Annotated in this window: 11 protein-coding genes (1 of these 11 running past the window's edge); 2 read left to right on the top strand and 9 right to left on the bottom strand. The window is 53.5% G+C overall.

What is annotated here, in order from left to right; genetic code table 11:
- Window positions 1-41 precede the first annotated feature (41 nt).
- The gene (locus ACXAF0_RS09975) at window positions 42-1538 is read right to left on the bottom strand and encodes a sugar ABC transporter ATP-binding protein (RefSeq protein ID WP_475345712.1); all 1497 of its coding nucleotides are present in this window, start codon (window positions 1536-1538) and stop codon (window positions 42-44) included.
- A gap of 144 nt (window positions 1539-1682) precedes the next feature.
- Window positions 1683-2633 carry an ABC transporter substrate-binding protein gene (locus ACXAF0_RS09970; RefSeq protein WP_475345711.1) on the bottom strand — a complete coding sequence of 317 codons (951 nt, stop codon included), beginning with the start codon at window positions 2631-2633 and terminating at the stop codon, window positions 1683-1685.
- A 162-nt stretch (window positions 2634-2795) separates the two neighbouring features.
- Between ACXAF0_RS09970 and ACXAF0_RS09965 the strand changes: the two genes are divergently transcribed.
- Window positions 2796-3845: an aldose epimerase family protein gene (locus ACXAF0_RS09965; protein ID WP_475345710.1), complete on the top strand. Its 1050-nt coding sequence runs from the start codon at window positions 2796-2798 to the stop codon at window positions 3843-3845.
- A 13-nt stretch (window positions 3846-3858) separates the two neighbouring features.
- Here the strand turns inward: ACXAF0_RS09965 and ACXAF0_RS09960 are convergent, their stop codons facing one another.
- The 5 genes from ACXAF0_RS09960 to ACXAF0_RS09940 all read right to left on the bottom strand — a co-directional run bounded on the left by ACXAF0_RS09960 (window position 3859) and on the right by ACXAF0_RS09940 (window position 10980).
- Entirely contained in the window at window positions 3859-6123 is a 2265-nt protein-coding gene (locus ACXAF0_RS09960; protein ID WP_475345709.1) for an AAA family ATPase, read from the bottom strand.
- Window positions 6124-6226: 103 nt separating this feature from the next.
- On the bottom strand, window positions 6227-7816 hold the full coding sequence (locus tag ACXAF0_RS09955) for a gamma-glutamyltransferase family protein (RefSeq protein WP_475345708.1): 1590 nt from the start codon (window positions 7814-7816) through the stop codon (window positions 6227-6229).
- 142 nt (window positions 7817-7958) lie between these two features.
- Window positions 7959-9284, bottom strand: a complete 1326-nt coding sequence (locus ACXAF0_RS09950) for a TRAP transporter large permease (RefSeq protein ID WP_475345707.1) — start codon at window positions 9282-9284, stop codon at window positions 7959-7961.
- A 6-nt stretch (window positions 9285-9290) separates the two neighbouring features.
- Window positions 9291-9860, bottom strand: coding sequence for a TRAP transporter small permease subunit (locus ACXAF0_RS09945; RefSeq protein WP_475345706.1), 570 nt, complete (start codon window positions 9858-9860; stop codon window positions 9291-9293).
- Between the two features lies 1 nt (window position 9861).
- Window positions 9862-10980, bottom strand: a complete 1119-nt coding sequence (locus ACXAF0_RS09940; RefSeq protein WP_475345705.1) for a TRAP transporter substrate-binding protein — start codon at window positions 10978-10980, stop codon at window positions 9862-9864.
- Between the two features lie 324 nt (window positions 10981-11304).
- Here ACXAF0_RS09940 and ACXAF0_RS09935 point away from each other — a divergent pair, with 324 nt between their 5' ends.
- Complete coding sequence (locus ACXAF0_RS09935) at window positions 11305-12048, top strand: GntR family transcriptional regulator (RefSeq protein WP_475345704.1); 744 nt, start codon at window positions 11305-11307, stop codon at window positions 12046-12048.
- A 20-nt stretch (window positions 12049-12068) separates the two neighbouring features.
- Here the strand turns inward: ACXAF0_RS09935 and ACXAF0_RS09930 are convergent, their stop codons facing one another.
- Window positions 12069-12620, bottom strand: a complete 552-nt coding sequence (locus tag ACXAF0_RS09930; RefSeq protein WP_475345703.1) for a DoxX family protein — start codon at window positions 12618-12620, stop codon at window positions 12069-12071.
- Window positions 12607-12858, bottom strand: the 3' portion of a protein-coding gene (locus ACXAF0_RS09925; RefSeq protein ID WP_475345702.1) for an HvfC/BufC N-terminal domain-containing protein. The gene runs 543 nt beyond the window's last position; only the last 252 of its 795 coding nucleotides appear in the window; the start codon falls outside the window, past its right edge; the stop codon is at window positions 12607-12609. Before ACXAF0_RS09925 ends, ACXAF0_RS09930 begins: the two co-directional genes overlap by 14 nt.

Genomic DNA, 12858 nt, shown 5'->3' with positions numbered 1-12858 from the left:
GGTGCTGCTTTCCCGTAATTTCTTTTTGTCTTGCAAACTGGTCATCGGGCAATCGCCTCGATGATGTTGTCCTGGGTGATCTCGGCCCCGACCAGTTCGGAAACCTTTTCGCGATCACGCATCACCGCAACCCGGTCGGCAAAGGCAACAATTTCCTCAAGCTCGGATGACGCCACCAGAAGCGCCAGCCCCTCGTCACAGAGCTCCTTGATCAGCTTGATGATGTCGGCATGTGCACCGACATCAATGCCCCGCGTCGGTTCATCAAGGATCAGCAGGATCGGCTTGGACACCAGCCAGCGCGCCAGAATGACTTTCTGCTGATTGCCGCCACTGAGCTGCCCGACAGGCTTTTCACTATCGGGTGTCGCAATGCCCAGCGCCTTGATCATGTCATCGGCAAATTGCTGTTGCTCGGCACGTGGGATCGGGCGCAACCAGCCCCGCCGCCCCTGAAGGGCCAGCACGATGTTTTCACGCACGCTCAGTTCGGCAACAATGCCATCCTGCTTGCGGTCTTCGGGGCACAGGCCAAAGCCCGAGCGGATCGCATGACGCGGGGAGCGCAGCATGACCGGCTCGCCATCCAAAAACACCAGCCCGCTATCGGCACGCTGTGTGCCAAACACCAGTTCGGAAAGCTCCGTGCGCCCCGATCCCAAAAGCCCGGCAAGTCCGACAATCTCGCCGGCCTGGAGATCAAGTGATACCGGTTCCAGCACGCGTTTCTTGCCAAGGTTCTTGATCTGGATCTGCCGTGCAGGGCCATCATAACTGCCCTCATCCTGATGACGGTGGGCGCTGACTTCGGCAAGCTCGCGACCCAGCATGTGATTGATCAGATCAATCTGGGCCAGATCCTTGGTGACAAAGGTTCCTACCAGTCGCCCGTTGCGCAGCACCGTGATGCGGTCGGTGACGGCATAAACCTGATCCAAGAAATGGGTGACAAAGACAATCCCCAAACCCTTGTCGCGCAACTCGCGCATGATGCGAAACAACGTCTGGATTTCCTCGCCATCAAGGGAGGCTGTCGGCTCATCCAGAATGAGCACCTTGGCATCAAGCGCAACCGCACGGGCAATCGCGACAAGCTGCTGAATGGCAACCGAATAGGACCCAAGCGGTCGATTGACATCAATATCAAGACCGAGGATTTCCAGGGCTGCCTTGGCATCAGCCTCGGTCTTTTTCCATGAAATCAGGCCGAATTTGCGGGTCTGACGTTCCAGCATCAGGTTTTCGGCAACCGACAATGTCGGCACCAGATTGACTTCCTGATAGACCGTTGAAATCCCCAAGCCTTGCGCATCACCGGGATGCTGTGGATGGATTTCCTGCCCATCAAGCAGGACGGCACCGGCATCGCGGGGATGCACGCCGGTAATCACCTTGATCAGGGTCGATTTCCCGGCCCCGTTCTCGCCCAGAAGGGCGTGGATTTCGCCCGCTTCAAGGTCGAAATCAACATCCTCCAGCGCCTTGACGCCGGGAAAGAACTTCCCCGTACCGCGCACTGAAAGCACTGCGTTAGACATAACCTGCCCTCTCCCTGTCACTCTTTGAGGTCTTTTGTCGCGGATACAACCGGACGCACCCCGGCAATCGCCGGAGCACGTCCAATGCATTGAAAAACACGCCTTCTGATCCCGTGGGCCGAAACCCACGACAACATCGAGATGTTATTTGCTGCGCATTTTGTATTCTTCCGCGGCAGTATCAGGCAGATAGAGCGGGCCGTTTGCCTTGATCCATTTCGGCACATCTTCGCCATTCATCGATGCCTTGATCGCATCAAAGGACGGTGCACCAAGATGCGGGTTCAGCTCGATGGTGGCGTTGGTATCGCCATCGGCCATTGCCTTGAAAATATCGGGCACCGCATCGATCGAGACGATCAGCATGTCATCACCCGGGTTCAGACCGGCTTCTTTGATCGCCTGCACGGCACCCAGTGCCATGTCATCATTATGCGCGTAAACCGCACAGATGTTGGCCCCACCGTTTTCAGCTTTCAGGAAGCTTTCCATGACTTCCTTGCCGCCTGAACGGGTGAAGTCACCCGATTGCGAGCGGATGATATTGATGGCCGGGAAGTTTGAAACAACCGATTCAAAACCTTCCTTGCGATCATTTGCGGCAGAGGACCCAACGGTTCCCTGCAGCTCGACCACGTCACAGACACCATTGGTTTCCGATGCCAGCCAGGCCGCAGCCAAAGCACCTTCAACCACGAAGTCCGAGGCCACCTTGGTCAGATAAAGGTCTTCGCTGGCATCAACACCACGGTCGACAAGAACAACCGGAATACCGGCATCCTTGGCTTCTTTCAGGACCTGATCCCAGCCGGTTTCAACCACCGGGGCCAGAAGGATGCCATCAACGCCCTGCGCAATGAAGGAGCGCACAGCCTTGATCTGGTTTTCCTGTTTCTGCTGTGCATCTGAGAATTTCAGATCAATACCGCGGCGTTCGGCTTCGGCCTTGATCGACGCGGTTTCAGATGTCCGCCAGCCACTTTCCGACCCGATTTGCGAGAACCCGATCATCATTTCGGCCTGTGCGGCAACCGAAAGACCAAGCGCAACACCCAGCGCTGCAGTCGAGACTGCGAGCTTTTTAAAACTTACCACGATTTCCTCCCTAAGTATGGTTTATTGTTTAAAAGCCATATAGTATTACAATATGATTTGTTGGCTCTCAACCATATAGTGCACCATCCTTTAGAGTGATCGCGTCAAGCGATACCGATGTGCCGGTAAACCTATAAAAATCAATGCCTCGGGAAGGAACACATGCCTCAGACCGCCCCCTCACCACACATGGCAGAAACATCCTCTGCCACCCTGAATGCGGGTGAAAATGCCCCACGCGCGACCCTCTCAAGCCCGCAGATTCGCGTCTTGGTTTCTGCGCTTGGCGCGCGTCTTTGCGGGGTCTATCTGCGCGATCTCGAGACGGGGGACGAGACCAATATTGCCGTCAACCTGATCGATGATGCCACCTACCTTGCGCAAGACAGCTATATCGGGGCGGTTTGCGGACGCTATGCCAACCGCATCGAAGGATCGCAATATCGCGATGAAACCGGGAAACTCATCAAGCTTGCCGCGAATGAGGGCGAAACCCACCTGCATGGCGGACCGGATGGCTTTGATCGCCGGACATGGACGATCACGGCACAAACCGAAACCAGTGTTACGTTCGCGCTGATTTCCCCTGACGGGGATCAGGGATATCCGGGCACTTTGAGTGCACAGGCAACCTATTCACTGATCGCGGACAACCGCCTTCGGCTTGAAATCACCGCCACCTGCGATCAAACCTGTCCGGTCAACATGACCAGTCACGCCTATTGGAACCTGTCTGGCAAGTTTGATGCAACCGCCGCCAACCACGTCCTGCAGATCAATGCCGATCAATGGCTTCCGGTCGATGACAAACTCATCCCCGACGGCCCGCCAAGTGACGTGACCGGCACCGGATATGATTTCCAAAACCCCGCCAAAATCTCGGACATGCTGGCAAACGTCGAGCAAGGCTTTGATCACAATTTCTGCCTGACCGGCGACCGCGGAACGCTTCGCCAAGTCGCCACCCTGCTTGATCCCCAAAGCAACCGCACGATCAAACTGTTCTCAACCGAGGCCGGCCTGCAATTCTATCTCGCGCAGCATTTCACGAACGAGATGAAAACCGAAACCGGCACAGGTTTACACCAAACTGCGGGCATTGCCTTGGAACCACAAACCTATCCCAACAGCCCCAACCGCCCGGACTTCCCAAGTCCCTGGCTAGAACCCGGCGAAACCTATCGTCATGTGATTGAGTGGGAAGTCGAATAGAGAATTTCTCTGTTTATGGTTCGTTTATTGAGTTTACAGCCTCAACCAAGGCGTCGAAGTGAACCTTATCCTGCTTCTCGATAGAAGACATGATGATGTGGATTACTGAAACAGCTTCATTCTTGTCTGGAACTGGAGCCGCAGTACTGCGCTTGATTGAATGAGAGTAGAAGTGAGAGAATTTTCTGACCCGTTCAGCTTCGACCTTATCTTCAATCAATTGGCCAACATGCTGGTCAATTTTACTAATCGAGACGTACTTAAAAACAAAATATCTTTCGAGAAAACGTCGGCACATATTCCCGATATTAAAAAGCACGACTATGTCGTCTTCAGGTTTTTGCAGGAAATTGTGCAAACACATGAACATAAAAAGATATTCTGAGCGAAACTGAGTAAACGCCTTAGGACACTCAACAATTGAAGAGGAGACACGGTCATCGGTATCCTGTCGCTGAATATAATAGACAGAACTAAAACCCGTCTTTGGCCCCCCAGACATCCACTCCCAAACGAGATGAAAAAACTCGTAATTATGAGTTGAGACAAACAGCTGCTCCACGAGAGCATTGTGCTTTTGCCCTTTCGCCGCATGCTCATCAAAGCTGTAAAACGTACTTTTAATCAATGAGTTAACATGCAACAGATGATTAGAGTCTAAACTCGAAATTGGATCATCAATATAGACAACCAAGTTCGAAAAATCGTCGGCTTCTCTGTACAGAGTGACTATAAAATAACAGAATGAAATTGCGGTTTTTTCTCCCTCACTTAGATTTTTTGCGACTTTTCCACGGCGAACAATTTCAAACTCGTCGCTCTCGTTGACCTCGATCTGCAAGTCCCTCTTACCGAAGTAACTGACGAGCAACTCGTTTAGCTTTTCGGCTCCCTTGTGGGCTTTAGATAGCTGTGCTCGGTCCGCTTCGATGTTAGCAGTTAGCTCTTTCAACTCCTTTTTTGCCTGCGCCTCTTCATCCCGCAAAGCATCAACAGAAGATAGAATCGCCACACGATCCACTTTACGCATGGCATCGCAAGCATAGTGATGGAGTAACTTCTCCACTGCTTCCGTTTTCAATTTTTCGAAGTTTTGAGACCTATCATTGTGCCGTTCAACAAGCTCGTTCAGTTTATTTATTGCTAAATCAAGCTCTGCTTCATCAAATACGTTGTCTGGCACTTCAACATTGCGAAACGGGTTCGAAATCTTTTCTTCAATCGCGGCATGAAGCGCCCCCAAGAAGTTGTTGTAAGCATCCTTCTTGCTTTTGAGAGTCTGAACAATCTCTGCCCAATTCTCATGTAACTCGGGGAAGAAGGCTGACTTTACGTAATGAGCGCCGTCAATCTCGCAAAGCTGACCTTTGACACTTTTTTGCAAATCAAGGAGTTCCTCCTTGTATAAGCTGTAGGAATCAGAGAAATGCGCCTGCAACTCTGAAATCCGCTCGTGGTTCAAAGACGATAGACAAAATTGGCAATGTTCGAGACCTTTGTGGAGACCAAGGCCTCTCTCGACCCACTCAGAAACTTCCGGCTGGGCAACTAAAGATTCGACGACAACAACTTCAGTCAAATTTTTAGAAAGACACTTTGAAACTTCTAGCTGGGTCGTATCTAAACTTGAGGCCCTAAACTTTATTTTGCGCAGCTCCTCCCGACCTTCACTTGAGTTTGCGCGCTCTCGCTCCACGGCAAATTCTTCATCACTTAGTGGCGCTGGTATTTCAGCTCCCCATGAAGCAAAAACCGGCCTCAATCTGGTTTTATTAAACCGAGAAATCCTTAATTCTCTGGCAATTTGGTTCCCACACTCGGTCTCGGCCCTGCTAAGTTTGTTTGTGAGAGCATCAGCTGTTTCCGCAGCCTTTGTAGCCTTATCTACCAATTCTGCGCTTCGAACTTCTGACTTTTTAAGTCGATCACGCACTTCTATATTTTCTTCGCCAAGCAATAAAATGGGTTGAACAGAATTCCCCGTTTCCCAACGAAAATTTGCTAATTTGAAGTCATCATTAAACACCCGAACTTTTGCTGATGATGTCTGACCGACAGTATGCTCAGCACCAGCGTGATCGACAAAGGTGTAACTTCCGTCAGCATAATCTTTGTGCCTTTCATCTAGCTCAACGCAGCGAAATATTCTTGAAAGGGTTGTTTTTCCAGAATAATTCCAGCCAAAAATCAAGTTGAACTTCTGAAAGTCAGGAAGGTCTGTACCATTGAAATCAGCATAAACGCCGAAGTTTTTTATCTTGTTTATCTTTCTGAACATACTCACTCGCGCTAACTAAGTAAGGTACATCAACCCTACATTACTTGCGCACAGATTGCAGCACATGCTCACATCTCTCTTAAGGGTAGTTCACAACCAACGACTAACAGCCACATACAGCTCCATCCGCTCTTGGATCGGTCGCACCTTCCATCACACCATCCTTATGCAAACGAATGCCGCCAGCATGCCCCATCATGTCCTCATAGGGACCGACGAGTTCGACCGCGTGACCGGCGGATTTCAGTTGTTCGATCAGGCTCGGGTCAAAACGATTTTCGAGCTTGAGGGTGGTGGTGTCATCGCCCCAGGTTTTGCCCAGCAACCAGCGCGGGGCGCTAACCGCCTCCTGCAGGTCCTGCCCATACAGGACATTGCGGGTAAAGATCGCCGATTGGGTTTGCGGCTGCCCCTCGCCGCCCATGGTGCCATAGGTCAGCACCGATCCGTCATCGAGCTTCGCCAAGGCCGGGTTCAGGGTGTGGAATGGCAGGCGCCCTGGTCCAAGCTGGTTGGGGCCGTCATGTAGCGTGAAGCTCGATCCGCGGTTTTGCCACAGCACCCCGGTTTCAGGTACCACAACGCCGGATCCGAATTCCCAGAAGATGCTCTGGATATAACTTACCGCAACGCCATTGCTGTCAACCGCGCCCATCCAAATCGTATCGCCCGGCTTGGCAACATGCGGCCAAGGCAAAGCTGTTTTCATATTAATTTTGGCGGCCTCGGCATCGAGCATTTCATCAGACAGCAACGCCATCGGATCGATGCTCATGCGGTCCGGATCGCCGATATGGGCATCGCGTTTAAGAAAAGCACGTTTGGTGGCCTCGATCAGGCCATGGATATGATCAAACCCGTCTCGCTGCGCGGTACCCAGCCCCAGACGATCATAAAGACTAAGGATCATCAGCGATGCGACGCCCTGGGTCGGCGGGACCATGTTAAACACCGTGCCGCTTGAAAGTTTGACCGAAAGCGGGGTCATGATTTTGGCGTGATAGCCTTCTAGATCGGCAAGGCGGATCGGACTGCCGGCAGCCTCAAGCCCATGCGCATTGCTGCGCGCGATATCACCGCGATAAAAATCATCGAACCCGATACGGCCAAGATGCTCCAGCGTCGCGCCAAGAGCAGGTTGTCGCAACACATCGCCAACCGCCGGAAGGCCATTTGCGGCATAGGTCTCAACAAAGCCCGGAGAGTTTTCGAGTTCCGGCATTTTGCTTTTGGTCAGTTCGGCCTGTGATTTCGTGATCGGCACGCCCGTTTTGGCATGATGCACCGCATCAGCCATCAGGCGGCTGTGCGGTATTTTGCCGCCGAGCGCACTTGCGACCTCGGCCGCCTTGATCCAGCCACCAATGGCACCCGCCACCGTCAGGGCCACCAACGGCCCCCGGGCCGGGATCGCGGCATGGCCCTGTTCGCGGTAAAAGTCCGGCGTTGCAAGACCTGCCGCCCCGCCGCACGCCCGAATGGCGACCGGGTCTTTGCCGCGCTCGGCAATCAGCCAGAACCCGTCCCCGCCAATCGCATTCATGTGCGGATAGACAACGGCAATGGCGGCGGCGGCAGCAATCATCGCCTCAACCGCGTTGCCCCCTTCACGCAGGATGTCACGCCCAGCCTCTGCGGCCAGATGATGCGGGGCTGTCATCATGCCCCCGAGTGCGGTTCTTGAACGTAACATTGTGCGTTGGCCTCCCTGCCATAATGCGTTCGGACACACCCCGTATCGAATGAGGCATGTCCGGCTGCATTGTTCATAGCGCTGTTTTGCGTTTCCGTTCAGCGCCTTTTCATATCGTAGAATACCTATTTTCCAGTCCGGCCTACCACCCGATCAGATCGGGCAACCAACTGGTCAGCTCCGGGAAGACAAACAACAAGATAAGCGCGATCGCCTGAATGCCGATAAACGGGATCACGCCGCGATAAATATCGACCGTTGAAACCGATTTCGGTGCCACCCCCTTCAGGAAGAACAATGCCCAGCCAAAGGGTGGTGTCAGGAAACTGGTCTGAAGGTTCATCGCCACCAGGATGGCAAGCCAGGCCATATCGATCCCGCTATACTGAAACACCGGCAAGAACATCGGCAGGGCGATATAGGAGATTTCGATCCATTCAAGGAAGAAGCCCAGAACAAAAATCACCCCCATCATGAACAGCAGGTTACCCATATCCCCACCGGGAACCCATTCAAACATGGCATGGACAAGCCCCTCGCCGCCAAGGCCGCGGAAGGCGAGACCAAAGGGTTGGGCACAAATCAGGATAAAGAACACCATTGCACTGGTGATCAGGGTGTCATGCAGCACATCGCGCATCACCGTGAAATTCAGGCGCCCAGTAAACAACGCAAGAAGCAACGCACCGAGCGCGCCCATGGATGCCGCCTCTGTCGGAGCGGCAATACCGCCGACAATCGAGCCAAGCACCGCAAATACTAGGGCCAACGGTGGCACAACAACCTTGCCAATCTTGAGCAGCAATTGCTGCGCGTTCATGGCATCGCGCTCATCCTGCGGGATCGCGGGAACCATTTCCGGCTTAAAAATACCCAGCAACACAAGATAAAGCCCAAGCATCCCGGCCAAGATCAATCCCGGTACCATGGCGGCGGCAAACAAGGTCCCGACAGATTCACCCAAAATATCTGCAAGCAGGATCAGCACAAGACTGGGCGGAATGATCTGGCCCAACGTACCGGATGCGCAAATCACACCGCTTGCAACCCCTTTGTCATAGCCGCGATTGATCAGCGGCTGGAGTGAGAGCAAACCAACGGTAACAACAGTCGCCCCGACAACGCCAGAAGACGCGCCCATAAGCACACCGACGATAACGATGGCAAGCCCCATACCGCCCCTGAGTCTGCCCATGGCATGGCCGATCACGTCAATCAGCTCTTCGGCAAGCTTTGACTTTTCAAGCATCACCCCCATGAAGATGAAAAGCGGCAAGGCGAGCAGCGTGTAGTTGGTCACAACGCCATAGACACGGGCGGGCAGCAGGTTAAACAAACCGGTGCCAAACCCCATAATTCCAAAGGCAAATCCCGAAATCGCAAGCGAGATCGCCACAGGCACACCGAGCACGAGGAAGCCAAAGAATCCCCCGACCATACCGATGGCCAGCCATTCATTTCCGGTCATTTCTGATTAGTCTCCTGCACCGCTTTGCGTGACCGCATCAGATGCATCCAAGGCAGGTTCGCTGTCGCCAGCAACGATTTGACGGTAGTTGATCAGCCCCTGCGCAATCGCCTGGAGCAGCAACAAACCAAACCCGATCGGGATAAAGGCCTTAAGCAGGAAGCGATACGGCAATCCCCCGGGATCAGGTGACCCTTCGCCCATCATGATGGATTGTTCGACATAGGGAATTGAAAACCAGATCAATGCCCCACCCAAAATCGCCATCAGGACAGCAGAAAACAGATCAATGATCGCCTGGGCCCGGGGGCCCAGACGTTCATATAGAAAATCGACCCGCACATGACCGCCGTGTCGCATGCCATAGGCCATCCCCATCAGGGCAATTGGTGACACCAGATGCCATTCAAGTTCCTGCATCGCGACACTTCCCGAATTGAACAGGTAGCGCAGCAACACATTGCCACCGACCACCAGAACAAGGGCCAGACCACTGATCGCAGCCCCCCATCCGGCAATGTCGACAACCAGTCCCAAGGCACGGTCCGGTAACGGTTCAGTACGGGTCGAATTCATATCAGCCCATCCCGCCTTTCGATGAAATGATGCCGTGATAGGGCTTTTCACTGATCGCGGCCCATTCACGGTGGGTGTCACGGAACGCCATGAAGCTGTCATGGACCTTTTTGGTGACCGGATCCTTGGCGGCTTCGGCTTCCAGGGTATCGGCCGTGATCCCCTTAAGCTTGGTGACCACTTCATCAGGAAGGGTCTGGGCCGTGACGCCAAAGTTCTCGACCAGATCACGCAAGGCAGCCGCGTTATTGGCTTCACACCAGGAATGGCTATCAAGGTTGCAGGCCTGTGCGGCGTTTTTGACAATCGCCTGAAGATCAGCCGGAAGGCTTTCCCACGCTTTCTGATTGATCAGAAGCTCGGTCACGTTGGACGGCTCATGCCAGCCGGTGGTGTAGTAATATTTGGCGGCTTTCTGAAGGCCCAGACGGCGGTCCTGATACGGACCAACGAATTCGGCTGCGTCAATCACGCCACGTTCCAGGGCCGGGAAAATCTCCCCACCTGGCAGAAGTTTTACTTCAACGCCGATCTGCTGATAAACCTTACCCGCCAGACCCGGGATACGCATTTTCAGGCCATTGAAATCGGCAAGGCTTTCAATCGGTTCACGGAACCAGCCGGTCATCTGAACGCCGGTATTGCCCATCGGGAAGGCCACCAGACCATAAGGCTGATAAACTTCATGCCACAGCTCAAGCCCGCCGCCGTGATACAGCCAGGCATTTACACCCTGGAAGTTCAGGCCAAACGGCACAGTTGTGAAATACTGGGCAGCAAAGATTTTACCCGCCCAGAAATAGGCATTGGCCGCATTCATTTCGACCGTACCGGCCTGCACCGCGTCAAAACCTTCAAGTGCCGGAATCAGTTCGCCTGCGGCAAAATGCTGAATGTTCAGACGACCATTCGACATTTCGGTGACACGCTTGCAGAAATCTTCCGGACTGCCCGGACCGGTCACATAGAACGGTGACCCCGGACCATAGGCATTCGTCATTTTCCAGTTAAAGGTTTCCTGAGCACGCACGATATTCGGGGCGGCAACCACCCCTGCACCGGTTGCGGCAGCACCGATTGCCGATTTGGTCAGAAAGTCGCGCCGTTTAACATTTGTCATTGATGTCTCCCTGATAGAGATAGCTGTTTCTGTGAAACGTAAGCTCAACGGAATGCACTCCGCATTGTGTATACATCCTGCAACACGCATGCCATTGCTTATTTTTCAACAACTTAACTTGTTTTCAGTCTTTTCAGGCAACATCACCATGCACAATATTTAATCGATATATCACATCGCACATTTTCAATGCACACAAAATACGCAATTCAAGGAAGGAAAAATGAAGCAAATTTTACACCCCTTGAGATACTTGGCCTTGATGCAAATATTGGTGTATACATTCGAACCAAATAAACCTCGCAAGAAGGGCCTAAACACCAGATGATCGAGCTTCGCCATGCGCTCACCACCCCGCCCGAGCAATCCGAACCTGTCGGCATTGCCCAGCAGCTTTGTCAGGCGCTGGAAGATGATATCGTCAAAGGCAAGCTGCCCCCGGGACAGCGTCTGGAAGAACCGCTTTTGGCTAAACGGTTTGGCGTATCACGCACCCCGGTGCGCGAAGCGTTGCAGTTGCTGACCGCATCAGAACTGGCAGAAAAAATCCCCAATCGCGGCGTTTATGTCTCGCTGGCCACCCCGGAACGGTTGACCGCAATGTTTGAAAGCATGGCAGAACTCGAAGGCACATGCGGCCGCCTGGCTGCCAAACGCATGACCAGCACTGAACGCCACAACCTTGAAAAACTGCATCATGAGTTGGCGGAAACGGTCCGTCTGGGGGATAGCGACAACTACGAGACTCTTAATCGGTCATTCCACAACACACTATATCGCGGCACCCATAACGATGTGCTGGTCGATGTAACACTCTCTGTTCGTCGCCGCGTGGCGCCCTTCCGCCGCGTCCAATTCCAAAGCCTGGCACGACTGGCCTCCTCGCATGAGGAACATCAGGGCATTGTCGATGCCATCCTGCGCGGCGACGTCAAGGCAGCCGAAGACTTGCTTTACGGGCACATCATGGCCGTGCACGAGATCAGCCAGGAATACCTTGCAAGCCTGCGTCAAAGCAAAATGTCGCCAGAACGTGCTTCCTCTGACGACATTGCAGTCGGAAAATAGGTTGGCAACCGATTGGAGGCCTAGCTGATGACCCGGTTGACGCGACGCATCACCTTATCAAGCGACAGCTTCCCGCCGCCGGCAATGACCATCGCAGCCAAGAGTGCAATCCACAGCAAACGCTGATCAATCAGCTCTGTCGGCAGGCCATTGGCCAGCATACCAAGGGCTGCGCCATGAAACGCCACATCGACAATAGTTTGAACAACCACAAAGCCGATCATGCCAAGCGCAGCAACACGGGTGAACAAGCCAGCCACAATCAGGATTGGCAGGACGAACTCGCCAATGGTTCCGGCCCAGACGATCAAGTGCCACGGGAAGAACGGAATGACAGACGTATCATAAAGATACTGCTCGGCAATCGGTGGCAGGATCTGCGCAAATGCCCCGGCACTGAGCCCAAAGCCATCAATCTTGGTCAGCGCGCTGTTGAAATAATAGGGCAGCAGCAAAAGCACAAAAAGCGCGCGGCTGGCAATCCCGACAACATCCCGCCCGCCAAGGGCGTCCATTTTCATCTCAAGACGGGCGAAGCCGCCGATTACGTTCTGTACATTATTCGTCATCATGCCCGTTTCCTCTCGGGGTATTCAGGCGGGCGTCGAATGCGCCCGTTGTTAAAAATTCAGCAAAGCTCGCAATGACATCAAAATCCGGTTCGGCCTGAAGCGCTTCGGCGCAGGCATCACCAAGGCTCAAACCGCCGCGCGTCAGTGCTCTAAAAAACACCGCCTGCCCAGCGCTCAGAAGACGCATTTCGACCTGCATGTAAGGCCGGGTGACCAGAACAGTCTCGGCACGTTGCAC

It is taken from the genome of Thalassospira sp. ABD4_177 (genome assembly GCF_056160125.1).
The sequence above is the reverse complement of the archived record's forward strand: the minus strand, read 5'-3'. Positions and strand labels throughout refer to the sequence as shown.

Excerpts from the sequence above, each read along its gene's own strand:
- ACXAF0_RS09975 (WP_475345712.1), bottom strand. The coding sequence starts at position 1,538 with ATGTCTAACGCAGTGCTTTCAGTGCGCGGTACGGGGAAGTTCTTTCCC.
- ACXAF0_RS09965 (WP_475345710.1), top strand. The coding sequence starts at position 2,796 with ATGCCTCAGACCGCCCCCTCACCACACATGGCAGAAACATCCTCTGCC.
- ACXAF0_RS09960 (WP_475345709.1), bottom strand. The coding sequence starts at position 6,123 with ATGTTCAGAAAGATAAACAAGATAAAAAACTTCGGCGTTTATGCTGAT.
- ACXAF0_RS09955 (WP_475345708.1), bottom strand. The coding sequence starts at position 7,816 with ATGTTACGTTCAAGAACCGCACTCGGGGGCATGATGACAGCCCCGCAT.
- ACXAF0_RS09950 (WP_475345707.1), bottom strand. The coding sequence starts at position 9,284 with ATGACCGGAAATGAATGGCTGGCCATCGGTATGGTCGGGGGATTCTTT.
- ACXAF0_RS09945 (WP_475345706.1), bottom strand. The coding sequence starts at position 9,860 with ATGAATTCGACCCGTACTGAACCGTTACCGGACCGTGCCTTGGGACTG.
- ACXAF0_RS09940 (WP_475345705.1), bottom strand. The coding sequence starts at position 10,980 with ATGACAAATGTTAAACGGCGCGACTTTCTGACCAAATCGGCAATCGGT.
- ACXAF0_RS09935 (WP_475345704.1), top strand. The coding sequence starts at position 11,305 with ATGATCGAGCTTCGCCATGCGCTCACCACCCCGCCCGAGCAATCCGAA.
- ACXAF0_RS09930 (WP_475345703.1), bottom strand. The coding sequence starts at position 12,620 with ATGATGACGAATAATGTACAGAACGTAATCGGCGGCTTCGCCCGTCTT.